Here is a 17,317-nt window from a genome sequence, read left to right as displayed (position 1 = left end):
TAACGATTTATAATACCGAAAGACCGCATGAGGCGTTAAATAACATGACACCGATTGAGTATAAAACACTAAAACAAGCAGCATGATTTTCTACGTGAGTTGTGTACTAGGTTTGGGGTATTTACAGTTTTTCTCTTGCCTCGTTTATATTCTCGAAGTTATTTCTCAAATCACTATCAAAATTATTTCGAAAAGTCCTGTTGGCATTGTTATGTTTATGGCATTTTCCGGCATTAGCGGGTCAAAATGGTCAAGGGGATAATCGTAGTGATGCAATAATACTACCACCGTCACCACGGCCACAATGGGGAGAGATCATGTATGTAAGACCTGTTCTTGATCACTACAGATCATCCGGGTTTACCATACCTAGTATATGGGATCCAGATTATGGAGCCCTAGTCCAATCAATCCGGTATCATATGACTACGGGAGCCAGCCACGAGATCAGCAAGAGAGTGTGTAATGATATAAATAATGGAATGGTTTTTCTTAAGATTACGCTAAAAGGTCCAGAGGCAAACTTTCAATGGCGTAATCCTTACCCACGTCGAATTGCTGTTCCAAGGTTACCGCAGACCTTTGAGATAATAGGTATAGATAGTGAGGGAAACGAGGTTATTAAATATTGGTTAGTCCCGCAGAAGTAGTTTGTGCCCCGTGCGGGAGATTATACATATGATCCGAGGAAAGAGTGGGGGGTACCTTTCAAGAGCAAGAAGTTTGGTGTTCTGGTTTTGGGTATCGTTTGACACAGCTCGAAGACCTAACCAACGCAGTCTGTACTGAACGGGGTGATGGTAAGGATTATGACGACTGCTCTCATTGTCGAGGTCGTATGGTCGGTGGCATGCCGTCGTCACCTAATAATCTTATCCAGTTTCGAATAGGGGGTGGATTATTAACAGAGTGGGTATACCCGAGGCATTATAATGCTCAAGCTTTTCCCGCTAGCTGGCTTTGGACAAAGTGATTGGCGGGGGATAGGGACTATGCGTACGATGTGAACTTGGCTGGTGGGGCGCTATGTCTAGAATTTGGAAAGGCAACTATAGAAATATTGTTTGCGCTACTCCTTAGTCTTTATTTGTTAATCCTTAGGTCGCGAGTCGGGCTTATGGTGTAAATAAAAGACAATCCTAGTAAAGAGCAGGCCTTGCGTAGTTGGAGTGTCGAGGAGGCAAAGACTGTGTGCTTTAATAACTGAAAGTCAAAAAAAGTGCCTCTCCTCCCGACCGAGGACACCAAAGGTGTGATTGGCAGCTTTACCAGACGGAATCATAAAAATCACTAATTAGGCGTAATAATGGAAATTGAACAAAAATTAGCATTAAGTGAAAATCCAATTCATTTTTGAGAGAGCTTTTTAATAGTCTATAATCAGTCATTTTATGTTATGAATCAATTAGTAGAATTTAATTTAAGGTTGATAATCTAACATATTAAAAACTCGACCAAATCATTGTGTATGGTGGTTTTCCGGCTAATGTTAACAATAAACGTTATCCGTAAAGCGATCCTCACTATTTACGGTTATGAGTTAATAGATGATTATGATTTTAGTGGCTATGAAGTTTTGTATCAACAGTCGTGTCAATTATTCAAAAATAGGAAAAATAAAAAACAATCCCCCACAACTTCCATTTTAACTGACTCAGTCAATAAGTGATATGGTGACAAATAATGCCAACAAAACCAGAGCATTACAGCAGTTATTCTTTTTATCGTCATGGCGGTCCAATAAATATCCGCCAATGATTGATAGTGCATTTATTCAAGAGCCAGTGCACACTGTATGCGATAGGTTTATCGATCAGGTTGGGGAATAGAAAAAGAGCGACAAATGAGGTTAGTACCTTGCACAAGAAAGGTCGCCAATGATTCACACTCATCTCCCAAAAATACGCAAAATAACATTATAACACATTGATTTTAAGCAAAAAAATAAATCAAAAAATTTTTAATGAAATAAATGGTCTACCCGAGAATTTTTTATAACTCAATAATAATGCGTCCACGGGTGATGTCGCTGATATTTTTTTGCAGTAATTGGGATTTATCTTGTGTGATGCCTGTTATGACGTTGACACCTTCAGCATCAAACTCTTGATTTTCAATAATGGCATCAAGTTCTTTTAGGCGATTTTCGATAATTGGCCATTCGTTATAATAACAGTGAAATTGTAGCGTCATGCGGGCAATAAGTTCGATACGCTCTGCTTGTCGCAAGCAGTGGCTAGCCGAACCACCATAAGCACGAATTAACCCGCCAGTACCCAGTTTTATACCGCCAAAGTAGCGAGTTACCACTACAACCACTTGATCGCAATCTTGCCCTTCAATGGCCGAAAGAATAGGGCGACCGGCAGTGCTGGTGGGTTCGCCGTCGTCGTTAAATCGATATTGTTGTCCAATCTTCCATGCCCAGCAGTTGTGAGTGGCGTTGGGATCGCTTATTTGGTTAATAAAGTCGGTGGCTTGTTCGACTGATATAACTGGCGCAGCATTGACAATAAAGCGACTTTTTTTTATTTCTTCTGTTAGTTCAACGGGATTTGCTAATGTATATGGCATGCTAATTCTGGTAAAATCAATTTATTGTGGATAATAATACTGAACAGAATCAAAATGTCTATTAATTTAGAGCAATTAAAGCAAACACAACAGAAGTTAGCTAAGAAAGTTACATTAACTGATACGTTTTGTCAGTCGGTTAAATTTATTGGTGGAACCGATGTAGGTTTTGAGGATGATGGTCATGTAACTAGAGCTGCAATTGTTGTTCTTACTTATCCTGATTTTAAGGTTGTTGAATACCATATGGCTCGAATAAAAACACAGTTTCCTTATATTCCTGGTTATTTATCTTTTCGTGAGTATCCAGCACTGATCGAAGCATGGCAGCAGGTAACACAGAAACCCGATTTATTGTTCGTTGATGGACAAGGCATTGCTCACCCTCGGCGTTTAGGTATTGCCAGCCATTTAGGCTTGTTACTAGATATGCCAACGATTGGTGTAGCTAAAAAAAAGTTGTGCGGTCAGTATAAACCATTGCCAAAACAAGCGGGTAGTGTAACGCCTTTGCAAGATAAGCAAGAACAGATTGGTTGGGTGCTATGTAGTAAAAATAATTGCAATCCATTATTTATTTCAGCCGGTCACCGAGTGAGTCAAGATAGTGCTTTAAAATGGGTTAATTTATGCTTGCGTGGCTATCGCTTGCCTGAACCAACGCGCTGGGCTGATGCGATTGCGTCAAATAAACCTTTGTTTAAGAAGTTTATCCATGCAGAATAATCCATTACCATTAAAAAAAGGTGGCTTTACTTTTAAACGTTTTTTTGTTGGGCATGACAAAAGTCCAATGAAGGTAACAACCGATAGTTGTTTGTTAGGCGCATGGGCGCCCATTCGTTCTGTTCCGCAAAAAATACTAGATATTGGTTGTGGTTGTGGCGTAATTGCGTTAATGTTAGCCCAGCGATTAGAACATAATAGTTGTCAAATTGATGCGATTGATATTGATGTGCAGGCAGTGGCACAATGTCAGCAAAATAGCCAGCAAGCTGGGTTTACTACAGTTAATGCGATTAATATCGACATTAATCAATTTGAGCCAAGTCATGCCATCGGCTATGATTTGATTGTGACCAATCCCCCTTATTTTGAATCCGCCGTTGATTGTCGTAATCTTCAAAGGCAATTAGCACGCTATACTGAAAGTTTAAACTTTCAACAGCTTATTGGCACGGTTAAGCGTTTATTAAACCCCGTAGGTCAATTTTGTTTAGTTTTACCTTATCATTTATCCAATCAGTTTAGGTTATTATGTGAATCTAATCAGTTATATTTACACCAATTGATGAATGTTAGATATAGTGCAGACAAAGATTTTTCGTTGTCGTTGATGGTTTTTTCATTTATCCAACCTAATAAGGTTGATCAGCAGCAATTGTGTATGCGAGATAATGATGGGCGGTATTCACAAGCATTTAGAACGTTGTTAGCTGATTTTTATCTGTTTCGAAAATAAAGCCTAAATGGTGAGCAATACAAGCACAGCAACTTAATCTCACAATAAAACAATTCATGGTAATTGTGATATATTGAGTGCTTGTAGTCCTTTGTCCACGGTTTTTGTACCTTGCTGGGCACTACTGTTTTTTTATAATTTTTTTTGGAGCTGTGATTTTTAACACCATTCAGCAAATATCTGCTTAAGTTTGATTTATGGAATTGTAAAATAATTTACAGATATCCAGAGCATATTTTTTGTTATATTTTATTATTTTTAATTTCATAGTGAATAAAAATTATTTAATAGCAAGTAATAAATCTTGATAAAAAGAAATACTTATTATCACAAGGAAAAGCATAAAAGTAATGTTATATACAAATATAATTTATTATTTGAACTGCTTGCATACCTTTTATATATTCGCATTTTTTGCTCATATGAGGCTTTTTCAGATTGTTAAAAAGCCTCGACTAAACTATTATCAGCTTAAGAAGTATAAAATAGCAATGATAGCTAATAGGATAATTGCAATAGCATACACTTTGTCGTGAAAGTAACTAAATGCTGGTAAAGATCGTTCCTTTCTGGCATAGAGGTAAAAACATAGTCCCATACTATAAAGTATCATGGAAAGTAATAAATAAGTTGTACCACCAGCATAAATCAACCATACTCCATAAATCGATCCTAAAGCGCCAATTGTAATTAAATAGGCTTTGCCTTGTTGAATCGCCAATTTGAAAACAAAAAGTGCCGAAAGCAAGTAGGGGATTAGCACCATTGAGGTTGATAACTGGATTAAGGTGTTATAGCCCGATTGATAGAAATGAGCAAGGATAATTAATACCGTTATTAAGCTTGTTGTTAACCATAATGCGTTGGAAGGTGTACCTGCTTTGTTGAGTTTACCAAAGCAACTTGGCACCGTGTGCTGTTTGCCTTGACCGCTTAAAAATAGCATTTCGGCGGCTAGCATTAGCCACGATAATAATCCGCCACTGACCGACACGATTAAGCCGATGTTGATCAAGGTCGCACCCCAGCTACCAATGACACGTTCAATGACTAAGGCCATTGATGGGTTTTTCATTTGCGCCAGTTCTTGTTGCGGTACAATGCCAAGTGATAACACAGATACGCAAACAAGTAATAAACTGGTAATAGCAAAGCCAAAAAAGGTGGCACGGCTAATACTGATGATATTTTTGGCCCTCGTTGCATAAACCGTTGCGCTTTCAATTCCTAAATAAACCCAAACGGTATAAAGCATGGTGTTTTCAACTTGATCAATAATTGATCCTAATTGCGGTGTTCCCCAAAAGTCGATCTTAAATGTCGAGATTTTAAAGGCGAGGCTAACACAAACAATAAATAAACCGATAGGCACAATTTTAGCTAATGTCACTAAACAATTTAATAAAAAGGCGCGATATATTCCTTTCAATACAAAATAATGTACTATCCATAACAATAAAATAGCCGCAATAACCGCCGGTAATGTGGTGCCATGACCAAAGAAGCTTAAGCCATCAAAAGATCCTAATGCGCTAAATAAAATAACTAAGTAGCTAGTACACGACATCCATGCTGATATCCAGTATCCCCATGCTGCATTAAAGCCGATATAATCGCCAAATCCTTCTCGTACATAGCCGTATAATCCATCATTGATTTTGTAAAATCGGATCGATAAATACTGAAATATCCGTGTTAACATTAATATGCCTAAAAGGGTTATTGTCCATGCAATTAAAATTCCCCCAGTTCCAGACCCTTCGGCCATGTTTTGTGGCAGGCTAAAAATTCCACTCCCTACAATACTGCCAACCACCAAGAGTGTGAGCGGCAGAATGCCAAGTTTTTTTCTTACTGGTGTATTCATCTTGTTGTCTTATTTATGCAGTTTAGTATGATTAATAATTAATATCGATCGATTAAAATCGTAACGACATGCAACTTACACCACCATCTATTTTTTGATATTCAGAGGTATCCACTTCGATAACTTGATAACCAAGCTCCGCGATTTTGCCTTTTGTTATTGGATAGCCTGCTGGCATAATAACGCGGTCATTAACCCATATACAGTTAGCTGCATAACTTTCTTGCTCAGGGATTTCGATAATATTCAGGTGTTGAAATTCGGGTTTAGTGATAAATTCGCCTGCCGCTAATAAGTTGTTATTCTCTAAATAAGCTAGACCTGTTTTTAGATGTAACACTTTTTCGAGCTTAACCACTGAACCAGTTAATCCATACTTTTCTAAAATAGCTATCATTTGGTTTGCGCCTGCTTGATTGGTTCGAGCCGATAAGCCAATGTAGTAGTGGTTTTCAACCATCATTATATCGCCCGCTTCAACTGTACCAGGTGCGTTAATTCTTTCTACTTTATTTGGATAAAATCTTTCGATGGTGTCAGCGATAATTTCAGTTTCTTCCCTGCGGCTTTCGGCTCCAGGCCTTGTAATAATGGCACAATATGGCGTGCAAAGTACGGCATCTTCAACAAATACCGAATCTGGAAAACGTTCGTCAGCGGGTAAAATTGTGATATCGACATCGCATTGTTGTAATGCTCGGATGTAATTGTTGTGCTGATCTAAGGCTTTTTGATAATCAGGTTTGCCCAAGTTGGCTGATGTTAAACCGTTAATTAGTGATTTGGCGGGCATTCTTGCAATAATATGGTTAAACTTTTTCATCTCATTCTCTCTTAAATAATTATGTTTTATTTTTGAATAATAATTCACATTTAATGCTTAATCAAGATATAAAGTGTATTTTTATTCGTTTTTGTATGTTTTTTATTGATTTCTTATTTTGATCGGTACATCTGAATTTAAATGCAGTGAGGCGGGCATATCTATTTTTTGTATGCAATAAAAATAACTTACGTTTTTTTAGAAAGGAAAAGAAATTAAAGGTACTTAAAATGAAAAAAGGGCACCAAGCGTGCCCTTAATAATAATCATTATTCGCCGTCAAAATTAACTAAAGTAAAGCAATCAATCCCCATATCCGTTAACTTGGATTTGCCACCTAAATCTGGTAAGTTGATCACAAATGCGGCATTTTCGGCAATACCACCAGCTTTACGAATTAAATTAGCTGTTGCGGCGATCGTTCCACCAGTAGCAAGTAAATCATCAATAATTAATACTCGTTCACCCGGTTTAATTGCATCTGTGTGAATTTCTAATGTGTCTGTACCGTATTCAAGTTGATATTCTTCTTTAAATACGTGACGAGGTAATTTATTAGGTTTACGAACAGGAATAAAACCTACACCCAATGCTAATGCAATTGGCGCTGCAAAAATAAAGCCTCGAGCTTCTGTACCTACTACTTTGTCAATTTTTTTATTACGATAATGTTCAATTAATAATTCAACAGTGGTTTTAAATGCAATAGGATCAGCAAGTAAACTGGTGATATCACGAAACAAAACCCCTTCTTTTGGGTAATTGGGAATGGTAAGAATGCTGTCTTTAATTAATGCAAGTTTTTCTTGTAACTGATTCATTTAAATGCTCTCTAAGTCTTTTCTATAAGAGTTGCTAATTTTTCATTATATACCTGCAAACTTTTTAGTTGCAATAAAGAAACCGTAATATCATGCTAAAATCTAGCAATACTTATCAATTAGTATATTTGTGTCATTATTAACATTTTGATTAATCATTAAATAATACCATGCCGTAAAAAATTCTTTTTAAACACTTTATATTTTTTTAAATTTTTACAAATACGTTTAATTTTGATTTGAGTGATTTTTTTCATGTTCAATTAACCAGCGTTTTCTTTCTAATCCTCCGCCATATCCCATTAATTCACCATTTGATCCAATGACCCTGTGACAAGGTATGATAATTGCGACTCGATTAAATCCATTTGCGTTTGCAACTGCACGTATAGCATGTGGATTATTGATGCTTTCTGCTTGTGCTTTATAAGTAGTTAGTTTTCCATAAGGGATTTGTTTTAAACAGTCCCAAACTGTTTGCTGAAAATCTGTTCCTGGGGTATGCAAATTGACATTAAAATGTTGCCTTTTCCCTTGAAAGTACTCATCAATTTCTTCTTTTGCTTGTTTTATGTGCTTGTTATCCCCAAAAATTATTTGCAATTTTAACTGTTTTTGCAGCTGTTCGAATTCGGTTTCTAACATTCGTCTGTCGACAAATTCTAATAAGCAGATCCCTAAATTCGTGGAACATATAAACATAGGGCCTAATGGCGTTGTTAAGCGATTAATTAGGATAATGTCTTGGTTAATGCTTATTAATGGGGCATTTTTGGTGATTTTTTTATAGGTATATCCAAAGCCACTTAAAGATTCATACCCTGTATCATAAGCGGTATTGATGACATTTTTGCCGATTTTAAGTTCTTGAAAAGCGTGATTAATTCGATACATTCTTTGGTAGGATTGGAAAGTGATACCATAGTGTTTTTTGAACCAGCGTCTGACTGTTTCGGGACTTATTTTATGTTCTTTTAATTGTGTATCCGATATTTTTGTTTTGGGATTTTGTGTAATTAATGTAATAGCTTTAACAACTTCTGATGGTGCTTCATTTGCGTTTTCTGTTGGTTTACAAATTTTACAAGGACGATATCCTGCATCAAGGGCTTCTTTAAAAGTACTAAAAAATTCTACATTTTCAAATTTTGGTTTCTTTGCTCGGCAAGTCGCAATACAAAATATCGATGTCGTTTTAACGCCAGCGTAAAATATCCCGATATAGTGCGCATCCTTTGCCAGTAAAGCTTGATAATATTGTTTTAGTTTGTCGACATTAGTAATAAGCATAATTTTTAAAAGTCTCAATTTTAGTTAGTTTAATAACTGAGGAATTAACAATCCGGTAGCATATTAAATAAACACGAAGCGTTGCAACCGAAAAAAAGACAACTATTTTTTATTTTGTTGTTTAGTCTGATTTGGGCCTAAATATTATTGGTGATCGCAAGATTAGCGCTTTGCACAAATGTAGTTTATTTAATATTTAACCATTGGCATTATTTATAAAAAACCTTAACCACTTAATAAAATTTTTTGATTAAGGTTTTTTTTAATTTGCGTATAAAGGTGAAGAGTTTAATGCTTTAGCCACAACACTATGGATTGAGAGTGTTTTAAGTTTGTCTTGAATGGTTAAAGCTTGCTGTTTTGATTCACATTGTGTAAAAACACATGCACCAGTTCCAGTTAACCGAGTGGTACCATATTGTGAAAGATAAGCAATGATACTGTCTACTTTAGGGTAACGTTTTCGAACAACGCTTTCACAATCGTTTTTCAATTCGTTAAACGGCAATGAAAGCAAATCAGTAATATTTTGGACTGGCGTGTTACGAGTTAGTTCAAGATCATTAAAAATTTTAACTGTAGATATTTCAATATTAGGATAAGTGACTAGATACCAATATTCTGGTATATCTACAGACTGAAATTGATCGCCAATTCCTTCGGCGAAAGCAGCGTGTCCATAAATAAAAATAGGGACATCGGCACCAATTTTTCGACCTATGTCCATTAATGTTTCAGTTGATAAGTTAAGTTGCCATAACTGATTAAGTGCCACTAATACCGTCGCTGCATTGGACGATGCGCCTCCCAATCCGCCCCCCATAGGGATCTTTTTATCAATTGTGATATCTACACCGAGATCATTGCAATTGGTATAATTTTTTAATTGGTCAGCGGCAATGACAATTAAGTTTTTATTAGCCGGTATGTTTGCAAAATCGGTTAATAAGTTAATCTTGTTATCTTTGCGTGCGCTAAACGTTACGGTGTCACAATAGTCAATAAACTGAAACAACGTTTGTAAATTATGATAATTATCAGCACGACGACCAGTAATATATAAAAATAAATTTAATTTAGCAGGAGATAACCACTGTTTCATCACTATTTCCCGTTATCGTAAAATCCAGTCACTAATTTTTAAACGGACAACTTCGTCATCATGCGTAAGTTCGATAGTAGCTGGTAAATCAATTTTTTGATTTTTATAGGTATAAGTTGCGTAACTTGGAATTTTTAATGTCCATTTGTTATTATTTTGCACAAATATTGTTGATATTAATCGGCCTGAATTGTCTAATTTGTCAGTATTGATATTGTCTGAAAATCCTTTTAGCCAATTGTGTAAAGAATTCAGTGGGATATTTACGTTAGATATTTTTTTCATGAGATTTTCAACATTGATATCTTGGTAACTTTCACCATGTTTATCAATCAATTGAGCATTATTAGGTTCAGCTTTTAAAGTTAAAATGTTGGTACCAATGGGTGAGGTTAATTTGACTTGGTAATTATCGGTTGATTGTTGAGTTATCAAAAATCGTCCATAACTACGCGATTTATCACTTATATAAGCGATACTACCTTTTACTTGAAAAGCGTTTATTTGTTTTAGATTTTGTTGATGAACTTGCCATTGTTGCGCAACCGATGCATTGTTTTGTGATTTCGTTGTTTGGCAAGCTGTGATAAGTAACGGTATCATGATAATAAAAGCATATTTGATTTTAGACATGGAATAACTCTTAGTTGTTTTTGTCAACGAAGGCAGTATTATAACTGATAATTTGCTGAATAAGAAAAAGAACCTTTTATTGTTTTTTATGTATAATATGGGGTTTAAGAATGTTGAATAAAATAATTATATCTAATATAACCTGCAAAAAAGAAGCGATGCAATGTCCATTACAATTTTTGGTGTTAATCATAAAACTGCGCCAGTCGCTTTAAGGGAAAGGCTTGCTTTTCCTACTGAGATTGTCGATAAAGCGCTATATAGCTTATACCAACATCCTTTGGTTGAAGGGTGTGTGATTTTGTCTACCTGTAATCGAACAGAAATTTATTTGAGTTATGAGCATCAAACCGACTATCTAAGATTAAAACAGTCGGTAGAAAGTTGGTTGGGGCAATTTCATCATCTTGATATTGAGCTATATAAAGACTCACTTTATTGGCATGACGGTCAACAAGCTATCGAGCATTTGATGTCGGTTGCTAGCGGTTTAGACTCAATGATCATTGGTGAGCCACAAATTTTAGGACAAGTTAAGCAGGCATATAGTTTTGCTCAAAAACAAAACTGCTTATCTGTCCAATTAAAAAAACTATTTCAAACAGTATTTCATGTGGCAAAAATTGTTCGAAGTGAAACTAATATTGGTGCTAATACGGCATCTGTTGCTTATGCCGCTTGTTTAGTTGCTCGCCATCTTTTTGTTGATACGTCTAGCTTAAATATTATGCTTGTTGGAGCAGGGGAAACAATAGAACTTATCTCGCGCTACTTAAAACCGCATGGGTTTAATCAAGTGATTATTGCTAATCGCACCCGTGAAAAGGTATTAAAACTTGCGGTAGGTATCGATGCAGAAATCATTTCATTGCCTGATATCGCTAATCGACTTAAAGATGTTGATATTGTGATTAGTTCAACAGCGAGCCCTTTACCCATCATAGGTAAAGGTATGGTTGAACGCACCTTACGAGCTAGAAATTATCGCAAAATGCTGTTTATTGATTTAGCTGTTCCCCGCGATGTCGAGGAAGAGGTTAATCAGCTTGATAATGTGCATCTTTATACTATTGATGACTTACAAAAAACGGTTGAAAGTAATTTAGAGCAACGCGCTATTGCTGCTAAAGAAGCACAATATCTTATTCAAGAACAAGCTGAACATTTTATTGATTGGCTTAAGACTAGGCATGCCGTTACTTATGTTAAGCAGTATCGTAGTAATGCGGAACGTATTAAGCGTGAGTTACAAATAAAAGCCTTAAATGCCATTAAGCAAGGCGCTAATATTGACGATGTTTTTACTGAATTTTCCCATCGTTTAACCAATAAATTAATTCACGCACCGACTCAAACATTACTTCATGCTGCTACACATGATTGTACTGACTGTTTTAAAGTGCTTAGTAAAGGTTTAGGCTTAAAAGAACATTAGTAAATCAATTGCTTTGCCTAAAAAGACGAGGAATAAATTGGATCAGATTGAATTTTTTGAAATCCCAAGTCCTTGTAAACGGGTTTGCGAAACCGATAAGCAAGGCTATTGTATTACCTGTTATCGCTCAAGAGAAGAAAGATTTAACTGGTTAACCTTGAGTGATAGCCAAAAGCAAGAAGTCTTACGTTTATGTAAACAACGGGCGTTGAGGCGCCGTTATCTAGTTTTACAGCAACAACGACAACCACAATTGAATCAAATCACATCACAATTTGATCTTAATTTCTGAAATCTATTTATCTATTTTTAACTGTATATTGTAATCTTGTTTAACTAAGAGTAGGATTTTTTGTACATATAAAGATGGCAATTATTGAGTCACCTTTTTTAATTTTATTGGAATTTAGAATATGAAAATGTGTATTGCTTGTGGCATGCCAATGATAGCTATTGCTGATTATCCATTGCTTGATATGTCTAAAAGCTATTGTAAACATTGTGCCCGTAAAGATGGCACAATGAAAACATTTAACGAAAAATGGCATGAAGTCACATTACAATATGCTAAAAATCACAATATTGATAATGCTGCAGCTAAGCAAACGGCTTATATAATCCTTAAAAAATTACCCGCATGGAAATCTAGATGGCAGCTTGTTTTTTAGGCATATAAAGCACTTTACGATAATACTTGTTGCAGATATTACAAAGCTAAGTATAATGCTTACGTTTACTTATTTACACGTTTAATGCCAGTGTGGCGAAATTGGTAGACGCAGCGGATTCAAAATCCGCCGCCCTTAAAAGCGTGTCGGTTCGAGTCCGACCACTGGCACCAAGTATAAAAAAGAACACCAGCTAAAAGCTGGTTTTTTTATGTCCAAAATCTCATCAAGACACGATTCTACAATATTTAGTTTGGTAACTGACTCTACCGAAATCAATCCCAATTGACCCAAATCGATCACGAAACTGAATGTGATAGCGCAATCATTGATCGAAATAAACGATCAATAAGCATTAATTGATCGAAAAGATCGATATGACAATATCCCTCTATTCATTAATAATTAAATAAAAATAATAATTCTTTTTTATTTCTTGTTCCGTAGATTGGAAAAACAATTTGATAATTTAACACATAATTAAAATATAACGCGTGGGTGTAAAAGCTATCGGATTTTTGTTCAGATAACGAATAAAGTTCTATTTGTGAATTTAGTTAATACTATATTTACAAAAAATTATATTACTTTATAAGAATTAATTGATTAAAAATAACGCAACATTTCTATTTTGGGAAAGGATTATAATAGGTAAATAGACGATGGGCAGAAAGAAAGATTCAAATGTTAGTGCCGGACAAAAACTGTTGAAAATGTATCACATTTTGCTATCTGATCATAAACCGCATTACCAATCAGATTTAGCCGAAATACTGAACTGTTCTGCTCAAACAGTCATACGGCTAGCTGAACAGATTGAGTTATCTTTCCCTGAATGTTTCTGTTCTGGCAAGGAAAAAAATCGTCGTTGGTATAGTCTGCAGATCAAACATAAAAATACACTAGGTTTAAATTATCAGGAATTACGATATCTAAATTTGTGCCGTGAACTATCCAAACCCTTTATTCCACCAGAGATTGGTGAACGTATTGATCGAACATTATTGCATCTTTCTATGTTGTTATTAGAGTTAGATACAAGAGAACACTTTTCACTAAGTAAACCTATTGCTTTTTTTAGTAAAGGGAAGATTGATTATTCAGAGAAAGTTAGCATTATTGAGGACTTATTAAAGTGTATTGAAAATAAGACTTTTTGCCACATTCATTATATTGCTAGTGGTAATCAACAAGGAAAAAACCACTATTTTATTCCGCAAAAAGTAATTGCAATGAATCATGCCTTATACGTTTATGGCGCAATTTCAAATAACGTTGCGACAGAATTAAAACACAGTACTTGTTTGGCAATCCACCGAATAAAAAAATTAGATTTTATTAACCAAAAAGTTGCTATATCAGTACCAGATCACATTCAAAATAAAACTACGTTTGGTTTACCAGAACATGAACCTCGTACTTTTTCAATTCAATTTACCAAATCAGCGGCTGGTTATGTCAAAGAAAGAATTTGGTGCGATGAACAGAAAATCGAAGAAATCGAAAATGGCGAAATTATTCTTACTATCACCACATCTAGTGAACGTGAGTTAAACGCTTGGGTTAGGGGGTTTGGAGAGCAAGCAAAAATGCTCACATCTTAAGTTTGTTGTAACACAAATATAATATATTTTTAATTAACATGAATTTAACGAGGAAATAACAATGGCATTACCTTTTATTATTGCAGGTGCAGCTGCAGTCGCTGCAGCAGTTGGTGGCAAAAAAGCATACGATGGTTATCAAAAAAAATCTGAGGCCGATGAAATTTTAGATGGATCCAAAAATCGATATGACAAACGAGAAAATGAAATTAAGGTATTAAATAAAGTTTCAGAACAGAAATTAGAACAGTTAGGTACATTGGAACTTAATATTGGTAAGTCATTTGGTGAATTTAAAAAAATTTCCGACGAATTATTAAAACAATTAAAACGCAAAGACAATAAAGATCTAACGTTATCTATTCCTAAATTTAAGATAGATAAAATTGAAGAATATTCTTTTTCTACAGTGGAGTTTTTAGGTACGGCTGTAGCATCTGGTGCAGCAGGAGCTGTTGCAAGTTTTGCAGTATATAGCGGAGTGATGGGGTTTGCAGCTGCTTCAACAGGAACACCTATTGCCGCTTTATCTGGCGTAGCTGCATATAATGCCACTATGGCTGCTATTGGAGGTGGATCACTTGCTGCTGGAGGTTGGGGAATGGCTGGTGGAGCAATGGTTTTAGGAGCAGCAGCCATTGCGCCAATGATTGCTATTGGTGGTTTTGCTTATGATAACTATGCTGAAAAAGCATTAGTAAAAGCAAAAAAAACAAGATGTGAAATTGACACGGCAATAATAAAAATGAATTTAATTGATAAACATTTATCTAATACAAATAACTATGTGGATAAAATTTATACGTCGTTAGAAAAAATTAATCAGACCTTTAATGAATATTTTTCTGCATTAAAAGAGATACATGAAAAGATAGTGGTTCTGGGTGGATGGCAAGCAATAAGCGATATGAGGGAAAAAAGCCTAAGAATTATTAATAACGGTTATTTATTAGCAGCTATTATGACCGATATTATTACAACCCCTCTATTTAAAATCAAAAAGGTATCCGAAGATGGTATTATTGAAGTTGAAAAAGATAGTGATGGGTTCAATATTTTTAATCAAGAAGTATTAGATAATGTATTAATTAACAAAGAAAAAGAATATAAAGATTTTATTCTAGGAGTGTAATGATAAAAGCCAAGGGAACTTGGCTTTTTTTGTTGATTATATTAACGAGGATTAAAAATAATGATGAAACAGGAACTGGATTGGAGCGAAGAGTTACATAATACTGTTGTCAAATCTTTGGTGACTTCATTTGGATTAGATTTTTTATTATTTAAGGATAATGTAGGAGGAGATGTTGATACTGTTCATAATGCACGACAAAACATTTACGCAACTAATAGAGAAAGAATAAGAAAAGAGCAACAACCAAAATATGATTCACATGAATATCATTCTCATGCCAATTATATTGAGACAAATCGACAAGGAAAAATCGCTCATCAAGCAAATACTTTAAAAGATGCTTACACAGGGGAAATATTTGCTCAACATAATAAAAAAAATTTAGATCATGTTATTGCTGCAAATGAAATACATCACGATCAAGGCCGAATATTAGCAGAATTATCAGGAACTGACCTTGCTAATGACAGTAGTAATTTATATTTCACCAATGAAACATTAAATAAATCTAAAAAAGCAAGTTCAATGTCTGACTTTGTCAGCAAACTTCAAAATGAACTTACCCAAACCCGTCAAGAAATAGCTATATTAAAACAGAAAAAATCGTTAACAGATCAAGAAAAAAAGTCATTAGAAAAGTTAGAAAATAAAGAAAAAGCAAACTTCAATAAGATGCTTGAAATAGACAAAAAAGCACGGGCTAAATACGAGAGAACTGTCAATATAGCCTATTATACTAGCAGTAAGTTTGCTAAAGATGTCGCTTATCAATCAGCACTTTCTGGTTTTAAAATGGGAACAAGACAGATGCTAGGGCTTATCCTTGCCGAAGCATGGTTTGAACTACGAGATCAATTCCCTTCTATTTATGTAAATAATAAATATAACTTTTCTATAAAAAATTTTTTAAATGATATTAGTGATGTATTTAATGCTATATGGGAACGAATAAAATTAAAATTTAAAGATTTTTTTAATTCTTTCAAAGATGGCGCTGTTAGTGGTGCACTATCGAGTGTAACCTCTACTGTTACCAATATATTTTTCACTACGCAAAAAATGCTTGGAAAAATGATTCGGGAAATGTGGGGCCATATTACGGCAGCTATAAAATTAATCTTTTGCAACCCTGATTCATTGCCTTTAGGTCAATTAGTCAAAGAAGTAAGTAAAATTATTAGTGCTGGAATTTCCGTTGTTTGTGGTACTGCTATTTATAGCATATGTTCACAATTATTTGCTTTTCCATTTGGCACTGAGTTATCTGCATTTTGTAGCGCACTAGCCACTGGTATTTTAACATTAGCATTTAATCACTATCTAGATAAAGGGGCTCTTCCTCAAAAAATTTGGGCATTTTTGGATAAATTTAAGGATAAATACGAAAGAACACTCGATTTTTTTAGAGCTTTAAATGTTGAGTTAGATAATTATTTAAAAGAATTGGCAAGGCTAGAGTTCAATATGGATACACAACAATTAGCGTCGTTTACATTGCATCTTACCACGACCAATAATGAACTAGAACGCAGCTTTCTGTTAAAAGAAGAAGTCACTCGCCGAGGAATTAAATTACCATTTGAAGCTGGCAATTTAGAATCAGTGCATTCATGGGTAAAATCATTATGAGTCATACCTCCCCATTTCCTTGTTATCAATGTGGAGCTTGTTGTTGCAATGTTAATCGCTCGCAAGAAACGCAATTTCTTGATAGTGGTAATGGGGTATGTCGTTATTATGACTATAACACTAAATTATGCACCATCTATGATACAAGACCTGAAATTTGTCGTGTAGATAAACAATATCAGCTCAATTATAAAGATAAATATAGTTGGGCAGAGTTTATCGAGATAAATACTATTGCATGCAAAATATTGAATTCGAAATAACAAATGAATTA

Annotated in this window: 20 protein-coding genes and 1 tRNA gene; 14 read left to right on the top strand and 7 right to left on the bottom strand. The window is 34.9% G+C overall.

Features of this window, described 5'->3' with window-relative positions; genetic code table 11:
• Positions 1-5 precede the first annotated feature (5 nt).
• The 4 genes from GYY69_RS13225 to GYY69_RS11675 all read left to right on the top strand — a co-directional run bounded on the left by GYY69_RS13225 (position 6) and on the right by GYY69_RS11675 (position 1,829).
• The gene (locus GYY69_RS13225; protein ID WP_141670356.1) at positions 6-86 is read left to right on the top strand and encodes an integrase core domain-containing protein; all 81 of its coding nucleotides are present in this window, start codon (positions 6-8) and stop codon (positions 84-86) included.
• A 336-nt stretch (positions 87-422) separates the two neighbouring features.
• A complete protein-coding gene (locus GYY69_RS11685) occupies positions 423-650 on the top strand; it encodes a hypothetical protein (RefSeq protein WP_174797835.1) in 228 nt (75 codons plus the stop codon).
• Between the two features lie 44 nt (positions 651-694).
• Entirely contained in the window at positions 695-973 is a 279-nt protein-coding gene (locus tag GYY69_RS11680; protein ID WP_174797834.1) for a hypothetical protein, read from the top strand.
• 697 nt (positions 974-1,670) lie between these two features.
• The gene (locus GYY69_RS11675; RefSeq protein WP_174797833.1) at positions 1,671-1,829 is read left to right on the top strand and encodes a hypothetical protein; all 159 of its coding nucleotides are present in this window, start codon (positions 1,671-1,673) and stop codon (positions 1,827-1,829) included.
• A 163-nt stretch (positions 1,830-1,992) separates the two neighbouring features.
• Here GYY69_RS11675 and GYY69_RS11670 read toward each other — a convergent pair whose 3' ends face one another.
• Positions 1,993-2,574 (bottom strand): IMPACT family protein, encoded by a 582-nt coding sequence (locus GYY69_RS11670; RefSeq protein WP_174797832.1) that lies wholly within the window; start codon positions 2,572-2,574, stop codon positions 1,993-1,995.
• Between the two features lie 60 nt (positions 2,575-2,634).
• Here GYY69_RS11670 and nfi point away from each other — a divergent pair, with 60 nt between their 5' ends.
• Both nfi and GYY69_RS11660 read left to right on the top strand, forming a co-directional pair.
• Positions 2,635-3,300 (top strand): deoxyribonuclease V, encoded by a 666-nt coding sequence (nfi, locus tag GYY69_RS11665; RefSeq protein WP_174797839.1) that lies wholly within the window; start codon positions 2,635-2,637, stop codon positions 3,298-3,300.
• On the top strand, positions 3,290-4,036 hold the full coding sequence (locus GYY69_RS11660; RefSeq protein ID WP_174797831.1) for a tRNA1(Val) (adenine(37)-N6)-methyltransferase: 747 nt from the start codon (positions 3,290-3,292) through the stop codon (positions 4,034-4,036). The genes nfi and GYY69_RS11660 overlap by 11 nt, the downstream gene beginning before the upstream one ends.
• A 466-nt stretch (positions 4,037-4,502) precedes the next feature.
• On the opposite strand, the gene GYY69_RS11655 is transcribed toward GYY69_RS11660, so the two are convergent.
• The 6 genes from GYY69_RS11655 to lolB form a co-directional block, all read right to left on the bottom strand.
• Entirely contained in the window at positions 4,503-5,903 is a 1,401-nt protein-coding gene (locus GYY69_RS11655) for a basic amino acid/polyamine antiporter (RefSeq protein ID WP_174797830.1), read from the bottom strand.
• Positions 5,904-5,955: 52 nt separating this feature from the next.
• Positions 5,956-6,726, bottom strand: coding sequence for a dimethylargininase (gene ddaH / locus GYY69_RS11650; protein ID WP_174797829.1), 771 nt, complete (start codon positions 6,724-6,726; stop codon positions 5,956-5,958).
• 269 nt (positions 6,727-6,995) lie between these two features.
• Positions 6,996-7,547 carry an adenine phosphoribosyltransferase gene (apt, locus tag GYY69_RS11645; protein ID WP_065587320.1) on the bottom strand — a complete coding sequence of 184 codons (552 nt, stop codon included), beginning with the start codon at positions 7,545-7,547 and terminating at the stop codon, positions 6,996-6,998.
• Between the two features lie 228 nt (positions 7,548-7,775).
• A complete protein-coding gene (locus GYY69_RS11640) occupies positions 7,776-8,837 on the bottom strand; it encodes a bifunctional transcriptional activator/DNA repair enzyme AdaA (protein ID WP_174797828.1) in 1,062 nt (353 codons plus the stop codon).
• A gap of 262 nt (positions 8,838-9,099) precedes the next feature.
• Positions 9,100-9,939: a 4-(cytidine 5'-diphospho)-2-C-methyl-D-erythritol kinase gene (gene ispE / locus GYY69_RS11635; RefSeq protein ID WP_174797827.1), complete on the bottom strand. Its 840-nt coding sequence runs from the start codon at positions 9,937-9,939 to the stop codon at positions 9,100-9,102.
• Between the two features lie 12 nt (positions 9,940-9,951).
• Positions 9,952-10,572, bottom strand: coding sequence for a lipoprotein insertase outer membrane protein LolB (lolB, locus tag GYY69_RS11630; RefSeq protein WP_174797826.1), 621 nt, complete (start codon positions 10,570-10,572; stop codon positions 9,952-9,954).
• A gap of 163 nt (positions 10,573-10,735) precedes the next feature.
• Here lolB and hemA point away from each other — a divergent pair, with 163 nt between their 5' ends.
• The 8 genes from hemA to GYY69_RS11590 all read left to right on the top strand — a co-directional run bounded on the left by hemA (position 10,736) and on the right by GYY69_RS11590 (position 17,306).
• Entirely contained in the window at positions 10,736-12,007 is a 1,272-nt protein-coding gene (gene hemA, locus GYY69_RS11625; protein WP_174797825.1) for a glutamyl-tRNA reductase, read from the top strand.
• Between the two features lie 37 nt (positions 12,008-12,044).
• Positions 12,045-12,299, top strand: coding sequence for a DUF1289 domain-containing protein (locus GYY69_RS11620; protein ID WP_174797824.1), 255 nt, complete (start codon positions 12,045-12,047; stop codon positions 12,297-12,299).
• 121 nt (positions 12,300-12,420) lie between these two features.
• Entirely contained in the window at positions 12,421-12,675 is a 255-nt protein-coding gene (locus GYY69_RS11615) for a zinc ribbon domain-containing protein (protein WP_174797823.1), read from the top strand.
• 86 nt (positions 12,676-12,761) lie between these two features.
• A tRNA-Leu gene (locus GYY69_RS11610) sits at positions 12,762-12,848 on the top strand.
• A gap of 489 nt (positions 12,849-13,337) precedes the next feature.
• On the top strand, positions 13,338-14,279 hold the full coding sequence (locus GYY69_RS11605) for a WYL domain-containing protein (protein WP_174797822.1): 942 nt from the start codon (positions 13,338-13,340) through the stop codon (positions 14,277-14,279).
• A gap of 61 nt (positions 14,280-14,340) precedes the next feature.
• Positions 14,341-15,411, top strand: a complete 1,071-nt coding sequence (locus GYY69_RS11600; RefSeq protein WP_174797821.1) for a chemotaxis protein — start codon at positions 14,341-14,343, stop codon at positions 15,409-15,411.
• A 60-nt stretch (positions 15,412-15,471) separates the two neighbouring features.
• Positions 15,472-17,043, top strand: coding sequence for a cobalamin adenosyltransferase (locus GYY69_RS11595; RefSeq protein ID WP_174797820.1), 1,572 nt, complete (start codon positions 15,472-15,474; stop codon positions 17,041-17,043).
• Entirely contained in the window at positions 17,040-17,306 is a 267-nt protein-coding gene (locus tag GYY69_RS11590; RefSeq protein WP_174797819.1) for a YkgJ family cysteine cluster protein, read from the top strand. Before GYY69_RS11595 ends, GYY69_RS11590 begins: the two co-directional genes overlap by 4 nt.
• The last annotated feature ends 11 nt before the right edge of the window (positions 17,307-17,317 follow it).

It is taken from the genome of Gilliamella sp. ESL0250 (assembly GCF_013345045.1).
In the GTDB taxonomy this organism is placed as follows: Bacteria; Pseudomonadota; Gammaproteobacteria; order Enterobacterales; family Orbaceae; genus Gilliamella; species Gilliamella apicola_H.
Note: the sequence above shows the minus strand (reverse complement) of the source record. Positions and strands in the feature narration are given on the sequence as shown.